At 75.5% G+C, this 23,849-nt stretch carries 20 protein-coding genes; 13 read left to right on the forward strand and 7 right to left on the reverse strand.

Annotated elements, in window-relative coordinates:
- Nucleotides 1-28: 28 nt before the first annotated feature.
- Nucleotides 29-1,144 (reverse strand): FAD-dependent monooxygenase, encoded by a 1,116-nt coding sequence (locus ACIPYS_RS14560; protein ID WP_400746183.1) that lies wholly within the window; start codon nt 1,142-1,144, stop codon nt 29-31.
- A 218-nt stretch (nt 1,145-1,362) separates the two neighbouring features.
- On the opposite strand from ACIPYS_RS14560, the gene ACIPYS_RS14565 reads away from it, so the two are divergent.
- A complete protein-coding gene (locus ACIPYS_RS14565) occupies nt 1,363-2,307 on the forward strand; it encodes a TetR/AcrR family transcriptional regulator C-terminal domain-containing protein (RefSeq protein ID WP_400746185.1) in 945 nt (314 codons plus the stop codon).
- 46 nt (nt 2,308-2,353) lie between these two features.
- Here ACIPYS_RS14565 and ACIPYS_RS14570 read toward each other — a convergent pair whose 3' ends face one another.
- Together ACIPYS_RS14570 and ACIPYS_RS14575 are read right to left on the reverse strand one after the other, a co-directional pair.
- The gene (locus ACIPYS_RS14570) at nt 2,354-2,947 is read right to left on the reverse strand and encodes a hypothetical protein (protein WP_400746187.1); all 594 of its coding nucleotides are present in this window, start codon (nt 2,945-2,947) and stop codon (nt 2,354-2,356) included.
- Between the two features lie 83 nt (nt 2,948-3,030).
- The gene (locus ACIPYS_RS14575) at nt 3,031-3,996 is read right to left on the reverse strand and encodes a GlxA family transcriptional regulator (protein ID WP_400746189.1); all 966 of its coding nucleotides are present in this window, start codon (nt 3,994-3,996) and stop codon (nt 3,031-3,033) included.
- A gap of 86 nt (nt 3,997-4,082) precedes the next feature.
- Between ACIPYS_RS14575 and ACIPYS_RS14580 the strand changes: the two genes are divergently transcribed.
- Nucleotides 4,083-4,706 carry a cysteine hydrolase family protein gene (locus ACIPYS_RS14580; RefSeq protein WP_400746191.1) on the forward strand — a complete coding sequence of 208 codons (624 nt, stop codon included), beginning with the start codon at nt 4,083-4,085 and terminating at the stop codon, nt 4,704-4,706.
- Between the two features lie 11 nt (nt 4,707-4,717).
- Here the strand turns inward: ACIPYS_RS14580 and ACIPYS_RS14585 are convergent, their stop codons facing one another.
- Nucleotides 4,718-5,539: an SDR family oxidoreductase gene (locus tag ACIPYS_RS14585; RefSeq protein ID WP_093860180.1), complete on the reverse strand. Its 822-nt coding sequence runs from the start codon at nt 5,537-5,539 to the stop codon at nt 4,718-4,720.
- 186 nt (nt 5,540-5,725) lie between these two features.
- Between ACIPYS_RS14585 and ACIPYS_RS14590 the strand changes: the two genes are divergently transcribed.
- A complete protein-coding gene (locus ACIPYS_RS14590; RefSeq protein ID WP_231978750.1) occupies nt 5,726-6,661 on the forward strand; it encodes a sigma-70 family RNA polymerase sigma factor in 936 nt (311 codons plus the stop codon).
- A gap of 157 nt (nt 6,662-6,818) precedes the next feature.
- Here ACIPYS_RS14590 and ACIPYS_RS14595 read toward each other — a convergent pair whose 3' ends face one another.
- The 3 genes from ACIPYS_RS14595 to ACIPYS_RS14605 form a co-directional block, all read right to left on the reverse strand.
- On the reverse strand, nt 6,819-8,396 hold the full coding sequence (locus ACIPYS_RS14595; protein WP_400746194.1) for a trypsin-like serine peptidase: 1,578 nt from the start codon (nt 8,394-8,396) through the stop codon (nt 6,819-6,821).
- A 109-nt stretch (nt 8,397-8,505) separates the two neighbouring features.
- On the reverse strand, nt 8,506-9,030 hold the full coding sequence (locus ACIPYS_RS14600; RefSeq protein WP_400746196.1) for a DinB family protein: 525 nt from the start codon (nt 9,028-9,030) through the stop codon (nt 8,506-8,508).
- 45 nt (nt 9,031-9,075) lie between these two features.
- On the reverse strand, nt 9,076-9,654 hold the full coding sequence (locus ACIPYS_RS14605; RefSeq protein ID WP_093860183.1) for a nucleosidase: 579 nt from the start codon (nt 9,652-9,654) through the stop codon (nt 9,076-9,078).
- Between the two features lie 412 nt (nt 9,655-10,066).
- On the opposite strand from ACIPYS_RS14605, the gene ACIPYS_RS14610 reads away from it, so the two are divergent.
- From ACIPYS_RS14610 to ACIPYS_RS14655, 10 genes are all read left to right on the forward strand, one after another.
- A complete protein-coding gene (locus tag ACIPYS_RS14610; RefSeq protein WP_159424880.1) occupies nt 10,067-11,428 on the forward strand; it encodes a hypothetical protein in 1,362 nt (453 codons plus the stop codon).
- A gap of 15 nt (nt 11,429-11,443) precedes the next feature.
- Nucleotides 11,444-12,463 (forward strand): glutamate ABC transporter substrate-binding protein, encoded by a 1,020-nt coding sequence (locus ACIPYS_RS14615; protein ID WP_093860185.1) that lies wholly within the window; start codon nt 11,444-11,446, stop codon nt 12,461-12,463.
- 217 nt (nt 12,464-12,680) lie between these two features.
- Complete coding sequence (locus ACIPYS_RS14620) at nt 12,681-14,180, forward strand: hypothetical protein (protein WP_400746198.1); 1,500 nt, start codon at nt 12,681-12,683, stop codon at nt 14,178-14,180.
- Nucleotides 14,181-14,185: 5 nt separating this feature from the next.
- Nucleotides 14,186-16,819, forward strand: a complete 2,634-nt coding sequence (locus ACIPYS_RS14625; protein ID WP_400746199.1) for a tetratricopeptide repeat protein — start codon at nt 14,186-14,188, stop codon at nt 16,817-16,819.
- A gap of 3 nt (nt 16,820-16,822) precedes the next feature.
- On the forward strand, nt 16,823-18,169 hold the full coding sequence (locus tag ACIPYS_RS14630) for a PP2C family serine/threonine-protein phosphatase (protein ID WP_107452545.1): 1,347 nt from the start codon (nt 16,823-16,825) through the stop codon (nt 18,167-18,169).
- A 243-nt stretch (nt 18,170-18,412) separates the two neighbouring features.
- Entirely contained in the window at nt 18,413-19,768 is a 1,356-nt protein-coding gene (locus ACIPYS_RS14635; RefSeq protein WP_093864844.1) for a VWA domain-containing protein, read from the forward strand.
- 73 nt (nt 19,769-19,841) lie between these two features.
- Complete coding sequence (locus ACIPYS_RS14640) at nt 19,842-21,095, forward strand: FHA domain-containing protein (RefSeq protein WP_400746202.1); 1,254 nt, start codon at nt 19,842-19,844, stop codon at nt 21,093-21,095.
- 157 nt (nt 21,096-21,252) lie between these two features.
- On the forward strand, nt 21,253-22,170 hold the full coding sequence (locus ACIPYS_RS14645; protein WP_093860188.1) for an ABC transporter ATP-binding protein: 918 nt from the start codon (nt 21,253-21,255) through the stop codon (nt 22,168-22,170).
- Complete coding sequence (locus tag ACIPYS_RS14650) at nt 22,167-23,309, forward strand: ABC transporter permease (RefSeq protein WP_093860189.1); 1,143 nt, start codon at nt 22,167-22,169, stop codon at nt 23,307-23,309. The genes ACIPYS_RS14645 and ACIPYS_RS14650 overlap by 4 nt, the downstream gene beginning before the upstream one ends.
- A gap of 103 nt (nt 23,310-23,412) precedes the next feature.
- Nucleotides 23,413-23,817: a globin gene (locus ACIPYS_RS14655; RefSeq protein ID WP_093864845.1), complete on the forward strand. Its 405-nt coding sequence runs from the start codon at nt 23,413-23,415 to the stop codon at nt 23,815-23,817.
- The last annotated feature ends 32 nt before the right edge of the window (nt 23,818-23,849 follow it).

A 23,849-nucleotide genomic window follows, 5' to 3' on the forward strand; every position in this document is an offset into this window, starting at 1 on the left:
ACCGCGGTACGTCCGGCACGCGGCCCGGCTACGCGGCGTCCAGGAGGATGGCGTTCTTCGCCCGTTCGACGGACTCCTCGGCCGCCGGGCCGCCCGGGTTCTCGGTGGCGAGGGCCTGGTTGAGGGTGACGAAGGGGCGCATCCGGCGCTCGTAGCTGCCGTAGGCCGCGCGGTGGCCGGTGCCGTGGTCGCGGGCCCGGCCGAGCTCCTGGGCGAGCACGTAGGCGCCGACCAGGGCCAGGCTGGTGCCCTGGCCGGAGAGCGGCGAGGCGCAGTAGCCCGCGTCGCCGAGCAGCACGGTGCGGCCGGCGGACCAGGAGTCCAGGTGGACCTGCGCCATCACGTCCGCGTAGAAGTCCGTCGAACGGTGCAGGGCGTCCAGCAGCCTGGTCCGCTCCCAGGGCAGCGCGGCCATCCGGTCGGCGACCGCCTTGCGGGCCGCCTCGGGGTCGCGCTCGGCGGGCGCGTCGCTGCCCCAGCCGAAGACGATGCGCAGCTCGGTGTTGCCGCGCACCGGGTAGATGCCGTAACCGGCGTCGCCGTCGCGCTGCCAGACCTGCCAGTCCTCCAGGCCGAGGAAGTTGTCGGCGCCGAAGATCGCGAGATGGGTGCCGAGCGGGCTCAGGAACCGCTCCTCCGCGCCGAAGGCCAGCCGGCGCACCCGCGAGTGGAGACCGTCCGCGCCGACCACCAGGTCGAAGGTGCGGGGCCGCCCGTGCGCGAAGGTGACGTGCACCCCGCGTGCGTCCTCCTGGAGCGAGGTGACGCTGTCGCCGTGGACGAACTCGACGCCCGCCGGGGTGTGGTCGTAGAGGATCTCCAGCAGGTCGGAGCGCAGCAGTTCGACGTCCTCGCTGTCCAGCCGGCCGCTGCTGTAGGTGGACTCCTCCGAGCGGTGCAGCTCGGTGCCGTCGGCGCCGAGCACGGACATGCCGCGCATCCGGGTGCGGACGGCCCGGACCTGCTCGGTGAGGCCGGTCCGCTCGATCACGTCGAGGGCGACGCCCCGGATGTCGACGGCCTGGCCGCCGGTACGCGGGCCGGGGGCCAGCTCGACGACGGTGGGGGCGAAGCCGCGGCGGGCCAGCCAGTGGGCGAGGAAGGTGCCGGCGATGCCGCCGCCGGAGACGAGGACGTTCTGCATGACTGCTCCCTGGTTCGGTGTGCCGGTGCGGCGTCGTCCGCCGCGAACAATCTGAATGTACGCTGTACATACAGAGCCCCGCAAGCACGAAACCCGCAGGTCAGAGCCGCTTCTGAGCTAGGACAGAGGGCGGTTCGGGCCTGATTCCCCTGGTAGCGTCTGCGCTAGTACAGGCCGGGCGCGGCCGCGAAAAGATTCCCGAACAGGAGGGCGCCGCCGTGGCACCCGAGACGGACCCGCCGTTCCGCCGCATCGCCGCCGACCTCCGCCGCCGGATCAGCGCCGGCGAACTCGCCCCCGGCGCGCGCGTCCCCTCGAACCGGCGGCTGGCCCAGGACTGGGGCGTCGCCCTCGCCACCGCGACCAAGGCACTCACCGTGCTCCGCTCGGAGGGCCTGGTCGAGGCCCGGCCCCGGGTCGGCACCGTGGTCGCCGCTGCCGCTGCCGCTCCCTCGTCCCCCGCCACCCCCCGACCGGCGCCCCCCGAGGGCGAGTTGAGCCGCGACCGGCTGATCGCGGCCGCCCTGGAGATCGCCGACGCGGAGGGGCTCGCCGCCCTGTCCATGCGCGCCGTGGCGGCCCGGCTCGGCGTCGCCCCGATGTCCGCCTACCGGTACGTCACCAGCAAGGACGAACTCGTCCTGCTCGCCGCCGACGCCGCCTTCGGCGAGGCCGGCTACCCCGCCGACCCGCCCGCCGACTGGCGCCCCCGGCTCGAACTCGGCGCCCGCACCCTGTGGTCGCTGTTCCGCCGCCACCCCTGGCTCGCCGAACTCGGCCCCGTCACCCGGCCGTTGCTCCTGCCCAACCTGCTCACCCACGCCGAATGGGCGCTCGCCGCCCTCGACGGCCGCGGCCTCCCGGCCGGCACCGTCCTCGACATCCACGTGCTGTTCTACAGCTACGTCGAGGGCCTCGCCGCCAACCTCGAACGCGAGGCCCGGGCCCAGGCCGCCACCGGCCTCACCGGGGACGAGTGGACCGACACCCGCTTCGCCGCCTTCGACGCCCGCGCCGCCGCGGCCCGTTTCCCGGTCTTCACCCGCCTGACGGCCGAGTTGGACGAGGGCTACGACCTCGACCTCGACACCCTCTTCGAGTCCGGCCTCACCACCCTCCTGGACGGGCTCACGCCCCGGATCGAGGGCGCGGCCCGCGACTGAGGGCGCGGCGGCGGCCTGCGGCCGAGGCCCCTCCCCGGGTGCGGTCTCACCACCCGAGCTGCGGCTCGCCCAGCACCTCGCCGCCGACGGCCTCGGCGAGCTCGCGCGCCCGCCGCTCGTCACCGAACTTGCCCGCATGGACGAAGACGGTGTGGTGGGCCGCCCACGCACCCCACTGGGCCGAATCGCCGTGGAACACGATCTGGACCCCGTCGTACTTCGGCGAGCCGACGCTGCCGGTCTCCGGGTCGTCCGGCCACCGGCCGCGCCAGTCCACGGCGGCCGTGCCCCGGCCCCGGCCGACGGCCGCCGCGAAGCGCTCCTCCACGCTCCCCGTCGGGACGTCCACCGTGACATCCAGGGGGAGGTGCGGCTCCAGCGCGGCATCGTCCGCCGTGCGGGGGTCGAGCTCGAACCGGAGGTACTCCCCCGTCGGACCGGTCCGCGCGTCCACGTAGTGGAAGCGGGCACCGGGCAGGACCTCGGCCGTCCGCCGGACGTCGGCGGCCGTCAGCAGTTCGGCGCCGAGCCCGACCTCGTCCTCGCAGTGGGCCAGCAGCGCGCGCAGCCGCTCGCCCCACGCGTACGCCTCGGCCGCGTCGGTGGTCCGCAGGACGGGGTACGCCGTGGAGTTGCCCATGGGCCGACCGTCGCACACCGGTTCCGCCCCCCCACCACCGAATTCCGCGCGGCGGCGCGGCGGCGCGGCCCGCGCTCCGGACGTCAGCCCACGTCGCGCCCGCGGAACGTCCTGCGGTACTCGCGCGGCGGGACGCCGAGGCGGGTGGTGAAGGGCGGGCGGAGGGAGACGGCGGAGCCGAAGCCGCAGCGGACGGCGACCGCGTCCACCGGGAGGTCGGTGTCCTCCAGGAGGCGCTGGGCGGTGAGGATGCGCTGGTCGAGCAGCCAGCGCAGCGGGGTGGTGCCGGTCGCGGCGGCGAAGCGGCGGGCGAAGGTGCGTTCGGACATCAGGGCGAGGGCGGCCATCCGGCGGACCGTCCAGGCGGTGTCGAGGGCGGCGAGGACCTCGGTGCGGACGCGGGCGAGCGGGTCGTCGCCGGCGGGCGCGGGCTCCGGGACCGGGGAGGGGATGAACTGGGCCTGGCCGCCGGAGCGGAAGGGCGCGGTGACCATCGCGCGGGCGATCGACGCGGCCGCCCGTTCGCCGTGGGCCGCGCGGACCAGGTGCAGGCAGAGGTCGATGCCGGCCGCCACCCCGGCGGAGGTCCACAGCCGGCCCTCGCCGGTGAACAGCACCTCGGGCCGCACGTCGACCGCCGGGAAGCGCTCCGCGAGGTCCTCCGCGAGGGCCCAGTGGGTGGTGGCGGTGCGGCCGTCCAGCAGCCCCGCCTCGGCGAGGACGAAGGCGCCCGCGCAGAGCGAGGCGACGGTGACCCCGCGCGCGTGGGCGGCGCGCAGCGCGGCGAGCACGGCCGGGTCGCGCGACTCCTCCGGCCGCTCCACGCCCGGCACGACCACCAGGTCGCAGGCGGCCAGCGCGTCCAGCCCGAAGTCCGGGACGCGTTCCAGCCCGCCGCCGAGGCGCACCCGGGCGCCCTCGGGGCCGCAGACCCGCAGGTCGAAGGCGGGCACCCCAGGTAGGCCGGCCCGGTCGGCCCAGACCTCGCCGATCACCGCGTAGTCGAACGGCCGCACCCCGTCGAAGACCAGACACCCCACCGTGCGCATGGGGGGAAGCGTAGTGGCAGGATCGTATCGACGGGTGGCTCCACCGCCGCTCACGGGTGCGCCCGGGCCCGCCGCAGCATGGACGCATGACGAACACCAGCGCCTTCGACGCCCCGCTCACCATCGACACCGACGCCGTCCTGGTCGTCATCGACGTCCAGAAGGGCTTCGAGGACACCGCGTTCTGGGGCGGGCGCGACAACCCCGGGGCCGAGCAGCGGATCGGCGAACTGATCGACGTGTGGCGGGCCACCGGGCGGCCGATCGTGGTCGTCCAGCACGCCACCACCGGCGGCCCGCTCGAACCGGGCACCCCCGGCTACGAGTTGAAGGACTTCGTGGCGGCGGTCGAGCCCGCGCTGCACATCACCAAGACGGTCAACAGCGCCTTCTACGGCACCCCGGACCTGCACGCCTGGCTCCAGGAGCGGGGCGCCCGGCAGGTGGTGGTGACCGGGATCATCACCAACGTGTGCTGTGAGACCACCGCCCGGATGGCGGGCAACCTCGGCTACGACACGGTCTTCCCGGTCGACGCCATGCACGCCTTCGACCTGACCGGGCCGGACGGCGTGACCGTCCCGGCCGCCGAACTCGCCCGCGCCACCGCCACGGTGCTGCACGCGATGCGGTTCGCGAAGGTGGTGCCGACCGCCGTGGTGGCCTCGGCGGCGAAGAGCGGCGAGCCCGCCGCCGTCACCTGGTCCTGACCCGGCGGACGTCAGCGGGTACCGACCTTCCCGGCGGCCGCGGTCGCGCCCGCCGGGAAGGTCTCGGCGAGGAACGCCTCCCAGGTGCGGGTGCCCCGCGCGGCGCCGGGCCGGGCGAGGTTGACGCCCTCCCGGTAGCAGCGGCCGACCTTGCCGGGGGCCCGCAGCGGCAGCATCGGGCGGCGCTTCCCGGCGGCCAGCAGGTGGTCGCGGGTGAGGTCGCCGAGCGTGCGGACGGCCGGGCCGGCGAGGTCCGGGACGAGCCCGGCGGGCGCGGCCAGGGCGAGTTCGACCAGGCGCTCGGCGACGTCGCGCGAGTCCACCGGCTCCCAGCGGATGCCGCCCAGCTTCGGCACGACCGGCAGCTTGGCCATCGCGGCCGCGGTCTTCAGGGTCAGGTCGTGGAACTGGGCGGCGCGCAGCGTGGTGTACGGGATGCCCGATTCGGCGACCAGCCGCTCGGCGGCGTGCTTGGCGCGGAAGTAGCCGAGCGGCACCCGGTCGGCGCCGATCACCGAGATGTACACCAGGTGCTTCACCCCGGCCCGCCGGGCGGCGGCGACCAGGTTGCGGGTGGTGGCCTCGTCGTTCTTGGCGTCGCCGGCCAGGTGCAGGACCACCTCGACCCCGGCCAGGGCCGCGTCCACGCCCTTGCCGTCGGCGCCGGTGAGCAGGTCGCCGGCCGCGTACTCGACGCCGTCGGCAGCCGGGCGGGGGTTCCGGGTGAGCACCCGGACGTCCCGGCCGGCCGCCCGCAGCAGCGGCACGACGTGGCGGCCGAGGGTGCCGGTGCCGCCGGTCACGAGAACGGGGGCGCTGGTCGGGAGAGTCATGATCGTCACTCCTTGGGCGAACGGAGGCCGCGCTTCCGGCGGACCCGCTAGGTTTCGTGCTTCCGGAGCTTTGACCCACGGCGGCAGAGGAATGTGACACGGGTGGACGAGAACTTTCTGGCGGCGGGAGCAGCGGACGACGCCGGCACCGCAGGAGGCGCCGGGTCGGGGGACGCCGACACCGCGGTGGGCGCCGGGTCGGGGGACGCGGAATCGTTCGAGGCGCACCGGCCGCACCTGCGGGCCGTCGCCTACCGGATGCTCGGATCGATCGCCGAGGCCGAGGACGCCGTCCAGGACACCTGGCTGCGCTACGACCGCACCGACACCTCCGCGGTGGAGAACCTCGGCGGCTGGCTGACCACGGTGATCGGACGGATCTGCCTCAACCAGCTGCGCTCGCGGGCCCAGCGGCGCGAGGAGTCCTTCGAGGGCCGGTTCGCGGCCGGCGGCGGGGGCGGTGACGTCGAGCCGTCGCGGATACCGGACCCGCTGCTCCGACGGGCGGACGCGCCCGACCCGGAGCAGGAGGTGCTGCTGGCCGACTCGGTCGGGCTGGCGCTGATGGTGGTCCTGGAGTCGCTCTCGCCCGCCGAGCGGGTGTCCTTCGTGCTGCACGACATGTTCGCGGTGCCGTTCGAGGAGATCGCCCCGCTGGTCGAGAAGACGGCGGCGGCCACCCGGCAGCTGGCCAGCCGGGCCCGGCGCAAGGTGCAGGGCCGGGCGCCCGCGCCGGACCGGGACCTGGCCCGCCAGCGGGTGGCCGTCGACGCGTTCTTCGCCGCCACCCGCACCGGGGACCTCGACGCACTGCTCGCGGTGCTGGACCCGGACGTGGTGCTGCGCGCCGACGGCGCCGCCGCCGGGCGGGAGCAGCGGCGTCCGGTGGTGCTCAACGGGGCCCGCACGGTCGCGGGCCAGGCGGTCATGTTCCGCAGCCTGTCGCCGTACGCGCGGCCGGCGCTGGTCAACGGCGCGGCGGGCGTCGTGGTGATCGGGGCGAACGGGCGGCCGGTGTCGATCATGGCGTTCACCGTGGTGGACGGCCTGATCGCGGCGATCGACGTGCTCACCGACCCGGAGCGGCTGGCCGCGCTGGACCTCACGGCGTTCGCCGACTGAGCCCGGTCGCCGGCCGAGCCGGTCCGCCGACCGAGCCCGGTCGCCGGCCGAATCCGGTCGCCGGCCGAGTCACCGGGTCGGGCGTGAACGCGGCCGCCCCCGCACACCGGAGTGCGCGGGGGCGGCCGTCCTGCGTCCGGCGGGCGTCCGGCGGGCGTCAGCCCTTCTTGGAGATGAAGTCGTACGCACCGGCGGCGACGTCGTCCAGGTACGGACCGGCCTGGTACTTCGGGTCCCCGACGTGCTGGCCGACCGAGACATTGCTGACCAGCGCCGGCTTGCCGTCCTTGACGGCCAGCCAGCCACCGCCGCTGGAACCGCCGGTCATGGTGCAGCCGATGGCGTGCATCGGCGGGCGGGCCGGGTCGTAGGAGATCCGGCTCGGCCGGCCGCTCTCGCAGCGGTTGAGCTCCATGCCGTCGAACGGCGGGGCGGCCGGGAAGCCGTACTCGGTGATGCTGAGCTGCTCGCGCGGGGCGTTGAACCAGACCGGCACGGCGTCGCCGACCGTCTCCTCCAGCGACTTGCCGCCCTCGCCGGGCTGCACCCGGATGATCGCGAAGTCGTACTGGGTGGCCGGCGAACCGCCGTCCCCGCCCTCGGCCTTCCACTGCGGCGAGGTGACCGCCTGGGTGGCGTTCCAGATGCCGAGCGGCGCGTACTGCGCCTCCTCGGCCTGCTTGCCGCCGCTCAGCGCGCCGCTGCTGTTGAACGCCGGGATGAAGGAGATGTTGCTGAAGTACTTGCCGCCCTTGCCCTGGTGGATGCAGTGGCCGGCCGTCCACACCAGGTTGCTCCTGCCGGGGTGGGCCGGGTCGGCGACCACCGTGGCGGAGCACTGGTAGTGGTTCAGTCCGGCGGCGGCCTCGGCACCGCTGCCCGGCGCGTCCGCGAACAGCTTCCCGTGCACGGCGAGCTTGGTGTACGGGTGCGGGAGCGGCTGGGCGTTGACGGTCTTCGGCAGCGGGTCGTTGCCGTTGTCGGCCGGCTGCGCGGGCTGCGCCGGGGCCTGGGTCGGCTGGGCGGGCTGCGCCGGGGCCTGCGACGGCTGCGCGGGCTGCGCCGGGGCCTGCGACGGCTGGGCGGGCTTGGCCGGCTGCGACGGCTGGGCCGGAGCCTGGGTGGGCTGCGCGGGCTGCGGCGGGGCCTGGGTGGGCTGGGCCGGCGGGGCCGGGGCCTGCGAGGCCGGCTGCTGGGTGTTCGACGGCTTCGGCGCCGCGGGCGGCGGGGTCGGGTGCCCGGGCTGGGTGGGCTGGCCGGCCGGCGGCTTGGCGGGCGCCGTGGCCGGGGCGCTGGGAGCGCCGGGCGCCGTCGGCTGCGCGGGCTGGGCCGGCGGCTGGGTGGGCTGCCCGGGCTGCGCCGGGGCCTGGGTCGGCTGCGCCGGAGCGGCCGGCGGCGCGGCGGGCAGCGGCGGGAGCGGCTCGTTGGGCTTGGCCTTGAGCAGCTTGTCCAGCGTCCAGAAGCCCTTGGCGGCGGCCGGGAGGGCGTAGTCCTTCGCCCACTTCTCCCAGTCGTCGAACTTCCACTTCTTGAGGTCTTCGAGGTTGGCCGGCAGCCCGAGGTTCGGCGCCGCGGCCGCACCCGCGCCCGCGGTGACGGCGGTGTCGGCCGAGCTGTTGTCCGGGCCGCAGGCCGCGGTGGTGAGCAGCGTCAGCACGAGCGCCGAGGCGCCGAGTGCCGTCCTGGCGGCGTGCGCGGTGCGACGGCGCCCGCTGCTTCTGTCAGAAAAAGACATGAACTTGTATTCCCCCTGTGTGAAAAACACCCGGCGCCGCCGGAGCGGCGCCGGGTACTGCGCGGGGGAGTATTCCACTGTCCGTCAGGGCGGCGGCCACCCGCCCCCGTCAGCGGCCGACCGAACCGTCCAGCAATTCCCGCAGGATGTCGGCGTGCCCGGCATGCCGGCCGGTCTCCTCGATCATGTGGACGAGCAGCCAACGCATCGACGGAGCCTCGGCGTTGGGCCGCAGCGAGCGCACGCCCGGCCGGTCCGGCCAGGCCGCCGCGGAGACGATCACCTCGTTGGCCCGGGCGATCGCCTCCCGGTAGGCCGCCACCGACCCGGCCACCGTCTCGTCGCCGGGCGAGGGCGCGTCGTCGTCCCACGGTTCGACGTCGTCGCCGCGGTAGGCCCAGAGGAACCAGTTGAGTTCGACGGCCGTGAGGTGGCGCACCAGCCACAGCAGGCTCGTCCCGGAGGCGACTCCTGGCCGGCGGGCGTCCTCGTCGGACAGCCCGTCGGTCTTGGCGATCACACAGGTGCGCAGGTAGTCGAGGAAGGTGAGCAGCGTGGTGTGCTCGTCGGCGTTCAGCCCCGGCGGCCGGAGGTCGGCCCGCTCGGGCGCGGGGGCGTCGGTGTTCTCGGTCACCGGGTCACCCTAGGGGTCACCGCCCACAGCGAGGTCCCCGGACCGTCACCACCCCTGGGCGTGCAGCCAGTCGGCCAGGTGACGGGCGCAGTCGTCGACCGACTCCCGCCAGGCACGGGCGGCGCCGTCGCCCGCCTCGTCGCTGACGTGCTTGACCAGGCGGACCGGCAGACCGGCCCGGTGGGCGACCGTGGCGACGGCGTAGCCCTCCATGTCCACCAGGTCCGCGTGCTCGGCGAGGCGGTCGCGGGCGGCCGGGTCGGAGACGAAGAGGTCGCCGGTGGCCAGCACCGGCCCGTCGCCGCCCTTGCCGACGACCAGCGGCGCGCCGTAGGTGCGGCCGGTGAGGGCGTACAGGGTGGGGGTGTCCAGGTCGTGCTGGATCACCTGGGTGACGGTGTGGGTGCCCTCCCAGCCGGGCCGCAGGGCGCCGGCGGTGCCGAGGTTCACCACCTCGGAGGGGTGCCGCCCCCCGGCGAGGACGGTGGCCAGCGCAGCCGCGGCGTTGACCTTGCCGATGCCGGTGAGCAGCACCGGAAGGCGGTCGCCGAGGTGGGCGGCCTCCTCCCGGACGGCGACGACGAGCAGCGGACGGTCGGCGGAGATCGTTCCCAGAAGGCGCATGGCGTCATCGTACGAAGGACCGGGCCGGCGGGCCGCCGGACCGGACCCGCACCGCCCCGGCCGGGGGCGCGTGCCCGCCGGGACACGTCGGCCGGAGCGCCGCCGCGGACGCGGCCTCCACACAACCGGACCCCGATCCTCCGGTCAGCTCGGGAACCGCGTAGGGTGCGTGCCGCGTCGACCCGTTCGCCGCACGGCCCGAGGGGGGACCCGGGCCGGGCGGGCGAAGCAGGGACGGACAGCTCAAGATCCGCGCAACTCGGGTGTGGCCGCGGGGAGTGACGGCCATACTGCTGGCAACGGCCGGGCCCCCGAGACGGGGGGCGGGCCACAGGGGAGGGGGTGGCTGGTGGCGACACCGGTACGCACGGAGGGGCCGGGCCCGGACACGCCGGGACGGCCCACGGGTACGGTGCCGGCCCAGCGACGGGCCGGCGGCACGGGGGCGGTGGCCCTGCCGAACGGGCCGCTCGCCCGGCTGGGACGGGCCACCCGGACGGCGCCGGGGCGGCTGCGGCTGGCCGGAGCGCTGCTCGCGGTACTGACCCTGGCGTTCGGCGCGCTCACCGCCGTCCAGGTGAACTCCCGGGCCGCGGCGGCGGAGCGGGTGGTCGACAACAGCCACCCGCTGAGCCAGGCCGCCGCCGACATCAACCGCTCGCTGGCCGACGCGGACGCCACCGCCGCCACCGGCTTCCTGCTGGCGGGCGCCGAACCGCGGTACGTACGGGACCGCTACGAGCAGGACCTCAGGACGGCCTCCCAGCTGATCTCCGAGTCCGCCTCCCGCACCCCCGCCGCGTCGCCGCTGCGGGAAGTGCTCTCCAAGCTGAACCAGCAGGTGCCGGTCTACGCCGGTCTGGTGGAGACCGCCCGGGCCAACAACCGGCAGGGCTACCCGCTCGGCGGCGCCTACCAGCGGTACGCCTCCGAGCAGATGCGCACCGTGCTGCTGCCGGCCGCCGCGCAGTTCTCGGCCGCCGAGAACGCGCTGCTGGCCGAGGACATGAAGGCGGCCCGGGCCACGCCGTGGGCCGGGTACGCGCTGGGGCTGCTGGCGCTGACCGGACTGCTCTGGGTCCAGATGGCGCTGTTCCGGCGGACCAACCGGGTCTTCAACATCGGGCTGGTGGCCGCCACCGCCGCCGTGCTGGCCGCGGTGCTGTGGCTGACGGTGGCCGCGAACGGCGCCGCCTCGGCCCTGGCGCGCGGCGACCGCGAGGGCGGAGTTCCGCTGCGGGCGCTCAACGCGGCCCGGGTGGACGTGCTGACGGCCCGCCTCGCGGAGAACCTCCACTACGTCGCGCGCGGCTCCAGCGGCGTCTACGCCGACCTGTGGTCGAAGACCACGGAGCACCTGTTCACGACCGATCCCGGGCGCGACACCGGGCCCGGCACCCTGGTGCAGGCCCGGTCGCTGGCACCGCCGTTGGCCCGGTCCGCCATCGACCGGGCGCTGGCGGACTACCAGCAGTGGCGCGAGCGGCACACCGCGGCGACCAAGCTGGAGAACGACGGCGACTACCAGGCGGCACTGGACGCCACCGTGACGGCCCGGGAGGCGGACGCGCCGGGGACGGCCGAGGCCGCGTTCGCCGCCGCCGACCGGGAGCTCGTCCTCGCGTCGACGCTGGAGGAGGGCGAGTTCCGGGGCGCCGCACTGGGCGTCGACAAGGATCTGCGCACCGCGGCCGCGGCGATCGCGGTGCTCGGCCTGCTGGCCGCCGCCGCGGCCCTGCGCGGCCTCGGCCGCCGACTGGCCGAGTACCGGTAGAGGGGGGACGGAAGCATGGACACGGACACGGACACGAGCGCGCACACGGGCACGGACCGGGGCCGGGGCCGGGCGGCCGCGCTGCGCGGGGCACGGACGGCGGTGGCGCTGGCCCTGCTGGCGAGCGGCGCCCTGGTCCTGGGCGCGGGCGGGCCCCGGGAGTCCTCCCCCGCGGCCGGCGCGCCGCGCCAGGTACCGCTGGCGGCGCAGCAGGAGCAGGCCGGACTGTCGGAGCAGAGCGGGCAGGCCGACTGCGACCTGTACCGCAGCGTCCCGCCGAGCACCGAGGACGGCCCGGCGGTGAAGGCCGTCAAGGCCAAGCGCAGCCTGGTCGTCGGCATCGACCTGAACAGCTACCGGTGGGGCTCGCGCAACCCCAACACCGGCCAGGTGGAGGGCTTCGACATCGACCTCGCCCGGGCGATCGGCACCGCGATCATGGGGGACCCGGACAAGGTCGTGCTGAAGGCGGTACCGACCGCCGACCGGATCAAGTTCATCCAGGAGGGCCGGGTCGACATCATCGTCCGGACCATGTCGATCACCTGCGAGCGGATGGAGCAGGTGGCGTTCTCCCGCCCCTACTTCACCACCAGCCAGCGGGTCGTGGTGCCGAAGTCCTCCCCCGCGAAGACCCTGGACGAGGCGCTGAACGGCACCACCGCCTGCGCCGCCTCCGGCTCCTCGGCCGAGGAGGAGCTGAAGACCCGTCCGGTCAAGCAGCTCGTCACCGTGCAGAACCACCTCGACTGCCTGGTGCTGATGCAGCTGGGCAAGGTCGACGCCACCATGACCGACGACGGGCTCGCGGCCAGCCAGGCCGCGCAGGACCAGACCGTCCGGGTGCTCGACGGCGAGGTCCGGCCGGGCGTGATGGGCGTCGCGATGCTGAAGACCAGCACCGATCTGACGGCCCGGGTGAACCAGGTGCTCAACGACTACTACACCGGCGGCAGCTGGCGGCGGGCGTACGACACCTGGCTGAAGCCCTACCTGCTGGACGACGCCGACCGGCACTGGCCGACGCCCCGGTGACGGGCCCGACGGGCCGCACCGACGGTTCCCCGGTGACCGGGCCCGGCCCGCCGGCGGGGGCGCGCGCTAGGGTCGGGGCGGACTCCCGGGGAACCGGAACGGCCGGGCCCGGAAGCACCGGACACGGCGCGGCGGAGCACCGCCCACCAGGGCACCGCACAGCAGAGCACGACACAGCAGAGCACCGCACACGGCAGGCGGAGGAGGGGAGGGAACGATGGCGGCTTCGGCCGGCCCGGTACTGAGCCGGGAGGAGGTGGACCGCGCGCTGGCGCGCCTCGGCGCGGAACGCGACGCGGTCGAGTCCGCGCTGCTCTCGCTCCAGGACCACCCGGGCCTGCGCCTGCTCGACGGCGCCGGACTGACCGGGCGGACCCAGGAGCGCTGGTCCGTCGTCGGACAGGGCCTGCCGCTGCTCTGGGCGCTGTTCGACCGCTACTCGGAGGCGCTCGCCTCGGCCCGCGCGGTCCGGGCCCGCAAGGCCCGGCCCGGCGGCCCCGAACTCGCCGAGCTCAGCGAGCTGCTGACCGGCGACGCGGTCACCGTGCCCGGCGGCGCGCCGGACGGCCCGCAGCGGCTGGGCGCCCCCGCCCGGCTGGTCGAGCGGGTCAGCCTGGACGAGCTCATGGAGCGGATGAACTCCTGGTACGCCACCGTGCTGGAGGTGGTCTCGGCCGCCGACGCGGTCTGGACGGCGCTGCCGGCCCGGATCGACCTGCTGATCGCCGAACTGCGCCGGGTGCAGACCCTGGCGGCCTCGCTCGGCGTGCGCTCCGGCACCCACCCGCTCGGCGACGACCTGGAGGCGCTGGACGCCGACCTGGACGGGCTGCGGACCGAGGTCCGCGCCGACCCGCTCGCCCTCTGGCGGCCCGCCCGGGTCCCGGCCCAGCGCGGCGCGGTGCCGGACGGCGGTGCGGCGGCCCTGCCCTCCGGGGTGGTGGACACCGAGCGCTTCGACCGGGCCGGTCGGGCGCTGGACGGCGTCCGGCAGGAGCTGGAGAACCTGCTGCGGCTGCGCGACGACGCCGAGGAGCGACTGCAGGGCGTCGGCGACCTGCTCCAGCGGGCCGACGCCACCCTGGCCGAGGCCCGCCGGGCGCGCGGCGAGGTGCTGGCGAAGATCGCCGCCACCGAGGTGCCGGCCGTCCCCGGACCGGCCTCGGCGCTGCGGGAACGGATCGTGCTGGCGCTGGACCTGCGCCAGAACGGGCAGTGGTACCGGCTGGCCCCGCTGCTCGACGCGCTGGAGGACGCCGCCGCCAAGGAGCTGGCCCGGGCCCGGCAGTCGCTCACCGAGGTGACCCAGCCGCTGGCCGTCCGGGCCGAACTGCGCGGGCGCCTGGACGCGTACAAGGCGATGGCGGCCCGGCTCCGGGTGGCCGAGGACCCGGTGGTGGTGGAGCGCTACGAGAAGGCGCGCTGGCTGCTGTGGAGCGCGCCGTGCGACCTGCGGGCAGCGGCCGGCGCGGTGGCCCGGTTCCAGCAGGCACTGCGACCGGCACCGGGCGAGCCCGGGTCGGGCGCGGTCGCGGCGGAGCCGGGCGGTGCCGGGTACGACGGCACCGGGTACGACGGCACCGGGTACGACGGTGCGGTGCAGGACGCGATCGAACGGAACGGGATCGGGCAGGACGGGATCGGGCGGGGCGGGGCGGCGGCCGGCGGGGAGCCGGCCGACGGACAGGCTGTCGACGGACGGGTACAGGGGGGCTGACGGTGATGGGCGAGACGTGCGTACGACCGGAGTGCGGCACCGGGACGATCGACGCGGACGGCTACTGCGACGAGTGCGGCCTCGCCCCGGCGAGCGCCACCTCGACGCGGGCGGGCACCGGGTCGACACCCGCCGGCACCGGGTCGAGCCGGACCGGGACCGGCACGGCGACCGGGACCGGCGGCGGAACGGCCGCGGGCCGGAGGTCCGTCGCCGGACCGGGTGACCCCTGCCCGCGCGACTGCGCCGGGACGGTCGACCCCGACGGCTACTGCGACGAGTGCGGCCTCGGCGCCGCCTCGGCCCCCCTGACCGGCGGCCGGGACACCGGCCCGGCCCACAGCTCCTCGGTCCGCGGCACCTCGGCCCACAGCTCCTCCGTCCGCAGTTCCTCCGTCCGCAGCGGTTCGGCCCGTTCGCTGTCCGGCCGGTCCCGCTCGCACCGCTCCACCCGCACCGGCAGCGGCCGTTCGGTCTCGGTGCGCAGCAGCCGAGGCAGCAGCTCCACCGGCCGGCACCGGCTGGGCGCCGGCTTGGTGACGGTGCCCAGCGTCCCGGCCGCCGACCCGTCGCTGGCGGTCCTGGAGAACCCGGAGGTGCCGGAGCGCAAGCGGTTCTGCTCCAAGTGCGACACCCCGGTCGGCCGGGACCGGAACGGCCGGCCCGGCCGCCCGGACGGCTTCTGCACCAAGTGCGGCACCCCGTACTCGTTCACCCCCAAGCTGCGCCGCGGCGACCTGGTCGGCGGGCAGTACGAGGTGGTCGGCTGCCTGGCGCACGGCGGGCTCGGCTGGATCTACCTGGCGGTCGACCGGCGGGTCAACGACAAGTGGGTGGTGCTCAAGGGCCTGCTGGACACCGGGGACGAGGACGCGCTGGCGGTGGCCGTCGCCGAACGCCGCTTCCTCGCCGAGGTGGACCACCCGAACATCGTCCGCATCATCAACTTCGTCGAGCACCCGGACCTGCGGACCGGCGCCACCGACGGCTACATCGTGATGGAGTACGTCGGCGGCAAGTCCCTGAAGGACATCGCCAACGAGCGCCGCCTCCCGGACGGCCGGCGCGACCCGCTGCCGGTCGAGCAGGCGATCGCGTACGGGCTGGAGGCGCTGCCCGCGCTGGGCTACCTGCACTCCCGGGGCCTGGTCTACTGCGATTTCAAGATCGACAACGTGCTGCAGAGCGGCGACGCGCTCAAGATCATCGACATGGGCGCCGTCCGCCGCCTCGACGACGACGGCCCGATCTACGGCACCATCGGCTACCAGGCGCCCGAGATCGCCACCGACGGCCCGTCCCCCGCCTCCGACCTCTACACGGTGGCCCGCACCCTGGCCGTCCTCAGCTTCGACTTCCAGGGCTACTCCACCACCTACCGGGACACCCTGCCCGGCCCCGAGTCGGTCCCGGTCTTCGCGGCCTACGAGTCCTACTACCGCCTGCTGGTCCGCGCCACCGACCCGGACCCGGCCCGCCGGTTCGGCTCCGCCGAGGAGATGGCCGACCAGCTCACCGGCGTGCTGCGCGAGGTGCTCGCGCTCCAGGACGGCAGGGCCCGGCCCGCGCAGTCCACCCTGTTCGGCCCCGAACTCCGGGTCGTCGACACCGAGCTGGTGGCCGCCACGGTGCGCCCCGGTCAACTGCGGCTCACCGCCGTCGACCCGGCCGCCGCCGCGCTCGCGCTGCCCGTCCCCCGGGTCGACCCGGCCGACCCGAACGCCGGCTTCCTCGCCACCCTGCTGGCCGCCGACCCCGGCGAGGCGCTCACCGCGCTGGACGGCGCCCCCACCGACTCGGTCGAACGGCGGCTGCGGGCCCTGCGCGCCCTGCTCGAACTCGGCCGGCCGCACCAGTCCGCCGAGGCGCTGGCCGCGCTGGAGAAGGACCACCCGGACGACTGGCGGGTGGTCTGGTACCGGGGCCTGGCCTCCCTGGTCGCCGCCGCCGACCCAGACCCCGGCCCCGGGACCGGTGGCGGAGCCGGAGCCCCGGCCCGCGAACAGGCCCTGCGCGCCGCCGCCGAGGCCTTCGACGCCGTCTACGACGCCTTCCCCGGCGAGGCCGCCCCCAAGCTGGCCCTCGCCGTCTGCGCCGAACTCCTCGGCGACGGCGGCGACGCGGCCGAGTTCTACCGCCTGGTGTGGAGCACCGACCAGAGCTACCTGAGCGCCGCCTTCGGGCTGGCCCGGGTCCGGCTCGCCGAGGACGACCGGGCCGGCGCCGTCGCCGCCCTGGAGACCGTCCCGGCCACCTCCAGCCAGTACACCGCCGCCCGGATCGCCGCCGTCCGGGCCCGGCTGCGCGAGCGGCCCACCACCGACCCGCTCGGCGCCGACCTCGGCGCGAGCTCCGAGCAGCTGACCGCGCTGCGCCTGGACGACCGCCGCCGCGAGGAGCTCGCCGTCGAGGTGCTCGGCGCGGCGCTCGGCTGGGTCACGGCCGGCTCCCCCGGGGGGCCCGGCGCGGGCCCGGCAACGGGCGAGGTCAGCGTGCTGGGACGGCCCGCGGTGGAAAGGGAACTGCGGTTCGCCCTGGAGCAGTCCTACCGGGTACTCGCCCGGTTGGCCGACCGGGCCGAGACCAGGATCGAGATGGTGGAACGGGCCAACCGGGCCCGTCCCAGGACGTGGGTGTAACTGATGCCGCAGCAGACCGTGTGCCAGAGCTGTGCCGAGCCGATGGACCCGGAGGACGTCTTCTGCGGGTCCTGCGGGGCCGGGCGGGACGGCCGTCCCGCCCCCGGCGCGATGCCGGCCGGCTGGTCCGCCGCCCGGGCCGGCGCCGGGGACGACCACCCGCCGACCCTGCCCAACACCCCCTCCGTGCCCGCGCAGGCCGACCGGAGCGCGGTCGCCTGCGCGCACTGCGGGCTCCACCAGGTGACCCCCGACGGCTACTGCGAGGCCTGCGGCCGCGCCCAGCCGCGCCCCCGCGACCACATGGAGAAGGCACTGGCCGGCGTCGCCGGCGTCAGCGACCGGGGCCTGCGGCACCACCGCAACGAGGACTCCTTCACCGTCGCCGCCTCCTCGCTGCCCGGCGGCGAACCGGTCGTGGTGGCCGTGGTCTGCGACGGCGTCTCCTCCTCCGACCGGCCCGACGAGGCCTCCGAGACCGCGGTCGACGCCGCCTCCGAGTCGCTGCTCAGCTCGCTCGAGGCGGGCACCGACCCGGCCCGGGCGATGCGCCGGGCGATCGCCGACGCGGCCGACGCGGTGGCCGCCCTCGCCACCGACGGCACCCGGCCGCTCCGGCCCGACGTCAACGCCCCGGCCTGCACCTACGTCAGCGCGATCGCCTCCGGCGGCCGGATCACCATCGGCTGGGTCGGCGACACCCGGGCCTACTGGATCCCCGACGACCGGGTCGCCGCCGAACCGTTCCGGCTCACCCAGGACGACTCCTGGGCGGCCCGGATGGTCGAGGCGGGGCTGATGGGCGAGGCCGAGGCGTACGCCGACCCGCGCGCCCACGCCATCACCGGCTGGCTCGGCGCCGACGCCGAGGAGGTCGTGCCGCACACCCTCGACTTCACCCCGCACGTGCCCGGCGTGCTGCTGGTCTGCACCGACGGCCTGTGGAACTACGCCGAGGCCGCCACGGACCTGGCGTACTACGTCCGGCCGGACGCCCGGACCGAACCGCTGGCCGCCGCGCAGTCGCTGGTGAAGTTCGCCGTCGCGGCCGGCGGGCACGACAACATCACCGTCGCCGTGCTGCCGATCGACCCGCCCCCGGCGGCCGCGGCCACCGGGGAGGACGCCCGGACCGCGACCGCGCTGGACCTGCCGGTGATCACCGCGACCGGAGCGGCGTTCGGCGGCGGCGCGGCCGACCAGGACGAGGACGAGGACCACGCGCCGACCCTGCCGGACATCCCGGTGATCGGCTCGCCCGCCGCCCCGCTGCCCCCCGTCCCGCCGCCGCCCGCCGTGCCGCCCCGCCCGCCCGTGCCGCCGGCGCCCCAGGTGCCTCCGGCCCGCTGAACCGCCCGCGCCACCGGGGCCCGCGCCCCCCACGGCGCGGGCCCCGGCGCGCGGTCCGCAGCGCGCGGTCCGCGACAGGTCGCGGGCACCGCACCCCGACGCACCGGACCCCCACGCACCGGACCCCGACGCACCGGGCCACCCGCCCGGGCCGCAAGCACCGAGCGACCACCCGCGCCCCGTCCCACCGGCGCGGCCACCACCCCGCGCACCATCCGACGATCCGACGGGAGCCACCGGCCCATGGCAACACTGGCGAAGCCGAACCTGCCCAGGTTCGATGTGGAGATCTTCCAGAACGAGTACCTCGCGGACGGCGCCCGCGAGGTGAACGCCATCGTCACCGTCACCGCGACCGGCGGCGGCACCTCCGGCGGCCGCCCGCTCGGCGTCACCGACGCCCCGGCCGGCGGCGACGGGCAGTCCGCCGCCGTGGTGATCCTGGTGGACTGCTCCGGCTCGATGGACTACCCGTCCAGCAAGATGCGCGGCGCCCGCGAGGCCACCGCCGCCGCCGTCGACACCGTCCGCGACGGCGTGGCGTTCGCCGTGGTCGCCGGCACCCACGAGGCCCGCGAGGTCTTCCCCGGCGACGGCACCCTCGCCATCGCCTCGCCGGAGACCCGGGCCCGGGCCCGGGAGTCGCTGCGCCGGCTCACCGCGGCCGGCGGCACCGCCATGGGCAGCTGGCTGACCAAGGCCGACCAGCTCTTCCTCACCCGCCGGGACATCCCGATCCGGCACGCCATCCTGCTCACCGACGGCAACAACGAGCACGAGACCGCCGCCGAGCTGGAGCGCGCGATCGGGCGGGTCAGCGGCCACTTCACCGCCGACTGCCGGGGCGTCGGCACCGACTGGAAGGTCGAGGAGCTGCGCAAGATCGCCTCCGCGCTGCTCGGCACCGTCGACATCGTCCCCGAGCCCTCCGGCCTGGCCGAGGACTTCCGCTCGATGATGGCCGGCGCGATGGGCAAGCAGGTCGCCGATGTCGCGCTGCGGATCTGGACGCCCGCCAACGCGGTGGTGAAGTTCGTCAAGCAGGTCGCCCCCGCCCTGGAGGACCTCACCGGCCGCCGGGCCGAGGCCGGGCCGAGGGCCGGCGACTACCCGACCGGCTCGTGGGGCGACGAGAGCCGCGACTACCACGTCTGCGTGGAGGTCCCGGCCGCAGCCGTCGGCAACGAGATGCTGGCCGCCCGGATCAGCCTGGTGCTGCCGCCCCCGGTCGCCGGGGGGACGCCCGAGGTGCTGTCCCAGGGTCTGGTCAAGGCGGTCTGGACCGACGACCTCGCCTCCTCCACCCGGATCAGCCCGCAGGTCGCCCACTACACCGGACAGGCGGAACTGGCCGCGGCGGTCCAGGAAGGCATGGAGGCGCACCGCGCCGGGAACGTCCACCTCGCCACCGCCAGGCTGGGCACCGCCGTCCGGATCGCCCACGCGACCGGGAACGACGGCACCTTCAAGCTGCTGCAGAAGGTGGTGGACGTGGTGGACCCGAAGGAGGGTACCGTTCGGTTCCGTAAGAACGTGAGCGAGGCCGACTCGATGATCGTCGAGACCCGGTCGACCAAAACCGTCCGTGTGAAGAAGTGACCGCCGAAGCGCCGACCGGGCCGCGAACCGGCCGGGCCCAGCCCCGGCCGAGCTGGAATTGAGGGGGGACCTGATGCCGATCTGCCCGAGGGGCCACGAGTCGCAGGCCGAGGACTGGTGCGACTTCTGCGGATTCCCGATGACACCGCCGCAGCCGCTGCCGCCGCCGCCCGGAGCGCACCCCGGCGCCCCGGGGGCGCACGGGGCTCCCGGCGCGCCGTACGGTGCCACGCTCCCCCCGGGCGCGTACCCCCCGCCGCCGCCCGGCTCGATGCCGGCACCGGGTCCGGTGCCGCAGCCCCCGCCGCCGGCCCCGCAGGGCTTCCCCGACCTCACCGAGGGCCTGGTGATCTGCCCGATCTGCCGCAGCCCGCAGACCGGGCGGTTCTGCGAGGAGTGCGGGTACGACTACGACCTGTCCTCGCCCCAGCGTGCCCAGCAGCCGCCGTTCCCGGCCCCGGCCCCGCCGCCGGCGCCCGCCCCGCTGAACATTCCGGCGGCGTACGGCGGTGCCCCGGCGGCCCCGCCGGCGCCGCAGCTCGCCGAGGCCCCGCCGCTGCCACCGCAGCACCAGCAGCACGGCGCGCCCGCCGGCTACGGCTACCCGCCGCCCGCGCACGGGCAGCAGGCCGCGGCGCCCGGCCCGGTCGAGGCGCCGCCGTACGGACCTCCCGCCGAGGCGCCCTACGGCCCGCCGGCCGAGGCACCGTACGGACCTCCCGCCGAGGCGCCGTACGGGCTGCCGCCGGCTCCCCCGGAGCCGCAGCGGCCGCCGGTCCCGCGCGAGGACTCCGGCCCGGTCTACGCCCAGCCCGGACCGGCCCGGCGCGGCGACGAGTTCGGCACCTCGTTCCACCTGGCCCCGCCGGTGCCCCCGCAGGCCGAGCAGCCGCCGGGCCCGGTTGCCGAGCCGGTCCGGACCACCTGGTTCGCGGTGATCGCGGCCGACCGCCAGTACTTCACCGACATGATGGCCCGCAGCGGTCCGGAGGCGGCCGGGCTGTTCTTCCCGCCGTACTGCCCCGAGCGGCGGATCCCGCTGACCGGGCGCGGCCAGCTGCGGATCGGCCGGCGCAGCCAGCACCGCGGCACCGTGCCGGAGATCGACCTCTCGGTCGCGCCGGAGGACCCGGGCGCCTCGCACCAGCACGCCCTGCTGGCCGAACAGCCGGACGGCACCTGGGTGCTGGTCGACCAGGACTCCACCAACGGCACCACGGTGAACGGCGGCGCGGAGCCGATCTCCCCGCACACCGCGATCCCGCTGGGCGACGGCGACCGCGTCCACATCGGCGCCTGGACCACGATCACCCTGCACCGCGCCTGAGCGGGTACGAACGGCGGTGCGCCGGTGCGGTCCGGGATCTCCCGGACCGCACCGGCCGTCCCAGGGGTCACGGCTCAGCGGCACCTTGTAAAAATGATCATCAAATGGTGGTTCTGCATCTCCCCGCGGTGCCCCCGCAGCCCTACCCTCAGTCGCTATGACTGCTGCAATATCCGCCGACGGCATCCGTCAGCGGTACGGGGACGTACAAGCCGTCGACGGAGTGTCACTCACCGTCGAAACCGGCGAATTCTACGGAATCCTGGGCCCGAACGGCGCCGGGAAGACCACCACACTGGAGATCCTGGAGGGGATCCGCAAGCCCGACGAGGGCCGGATCGAGCTGCTGGGCCTGACGCCCTGGCCGCGCAACCCCCAGCTGCTGCGCCGCATCGGCGTCCAGTTCCAGGCCTCCGCCTTCTTCAACCGGCTCACCGCCCGGGAGACCATCCGCACCTTCGGCTCCTTCTACGGCGTCGGCCCCAAGCGCGCGGACGCGATGCTGGAGCGGGTCGGCCTGACCGAGTCGGCCGGGGTGATGACCGACAAGATGTCCGGCGGCCAGGCCCAGCGGCTCTCGATCGCCTGCGCCCTGGTGCACGGACCGGAGCTGGTGTTCCTCGACGAACCCACCACCGGCCTCGACCCGCAGGCCCGCCGCAACCTCTGGGACCTGCTGCGCGACATCAACTCCGAGGGCCGCACCGTCGTCCTGACCACCCACTACCTGGACGAGGCCGAGGTGCTCTGCGACCGGGTCTCGGTGATGGACCACGGCCGGATCCTGCGGACCGGGGCACCCGCCGCGCTCATCCGCGAGATCGACGACACCGTCCGGATCAGCGTGGAGTCCGGGCAGCTCGCCGTCGACACCGCGCGCGAACTGCTCACCGCCGCCGGGGCGGAGACCACCTCGCTGGAGGACGACGGCGTCTCGCTCTCGCTCTCGACCCGACTGCCCGCGCCGGTGCTGTCCGTACTGGCCGACCGGGGCGCCCTCCGGGGCCTGGAAGTCCGCGGCGCCACCCTGGAGGACGTCTTCCTCCAGCTCACCGGACGGGAGTACCGCGCATGACCGCCGAGCCCACCACGGCCGCGCCCGCGCAGGCCCCCGCACCGGACAGCGCTCCCCCGGCCGAGCGCGAGCGGGTCTCCGCCTTCGCCAGCCTCTCCCGGGTGATGATCGTCGCCTTCGTCCGCGACCGCAGCGCGCTGTTCTTCGTGCTGCTGTTCCCGCTGATGTTCCTGCTGCTGTTCGGCACCCTGCTCAAGGGCGCCTCCAGCCCGCACGCCAAGGTCGAACAGGTCGGCGCGGTCCGGGTGCTGGACTCGGTCCAGGGCGAGGCCCGGAGCGGCCTGGAGCAGGTGCTGACCATCACCAGGGGCGACGACGAGGCCGCCGCCCTGGAGAAGGTCCGCAAGGGCGACCTCGACGCCATGATCAAGGAGGGCCCGGACGGCAAGGTGGTGGTCCGCTACAGCGCCGCCGACCAGGTCCGCTCCGGCTCCGTCCAGGGCATCGTCAACTCCGTGGTCCAGCAGGCCAACCAGGCCGCCACCGGCAAGCCCCCGGCCTTCGTCATGGAGAGCAGCCAGGTCGAGGACGGATCGCTCAAGCCGATCCAGTTCCTCACCCCCGGCCTGCTCGGCTGGGCGGTGGCCACCGGTGCGGTGTTCGGCGCCGCACTGACCCTGGTCGGCTGGCGGCAGAAGAAGGTGCTGCGCCGGCTGCGGCTCGCCCCGGTGAGCGCCGGGTCGGTCATCGCCTCCCGGGTCGCGGTCTCCGTCCTCACCGCGCTGACCCAGACCGCCGTCTTCCTGGTGGTCGCCACCACGCCGTTCTTCGGGCTCAAGCTCACCGGCGACTGGTGGCTGATCGTCCCGCTGGTGGTCTGCGCGACCATCGCCTTCATGTCGATCGGCCTGCTGGCCGGTTCGGTCGCCAAGACCGAGGAGGCGGCGAACGGCATCTCGCAGATCATCGTGCTGCCGATGTCGTTCCTGTCCGGCTCGTTCTTCCCCACCGACGGCATGCCGGGCTGGCTGGACGCGATCTCCCGGGCGCTGCCGCTGCGGCACCTGGTCACCGCCTCGCAGTCGGTGCTCTCCCGGGGCGGCGGCGTGATGGACGCGCTGCCGACCATGGGCGGCCTGCTGCTGTTCGCGGCCGTGCTGACCGGCATCTCCTGGAAGCTGTTCCGCTGGGAGGACTGACCGTCCGCCCCTCCCCCGGCCGGCCCGCGCGGGGTCGTACGCCTCGGGTCCTGGTCCCCAGGTCCCGGTGTACGGCCCCGCCGCCGTCTGCGACCATGGTCCGGTGAACGAGATCCGGCGTGGCACGCCCAGCGAGGAGACCTTCTTCGAGCAGGTCGGTGGCGAACCGACCTTCCGGCGGCTGGTCCACCGGTTCTACCAGGGCGTCGCGGAGGACGAGTTGCTCCGGCCGATGTACCCCGAGGAGGACCTCGGGCCGGCCGAGGAGCGGTTCACGCTCTTCCTCATGCAGTACTGGGGCGGCCCGCGCACGTACAGCGAGCAGCGCGGCCACCCCCGGCTGCGGATGCGGCACGTGCCCTTCAAGGTGGACCGCGCCGCGCACGACGCCTGGCTGAAGCACATGCGGGTGGCCGTGGACGAGCTGGCGCTGCCGGCGGAGGCCGAGCAGCAGCTCTGGGACTACCTCACCTACGCCGCCGCCTCGATGATCAACACCGAGGGCTGACCCGGGTGCCACAGCCGGGGCCGCGCGGGGCC

It is taken from the genome of Kitasatospora sp. NPDC089913, from assembly GCF_044748625.1.
Taxonomy (GTDB): Bacteria; Actinomycetota; Actinomycetes; order Streptomycetales; family Streptomycetaceae; genus Kitasatospora.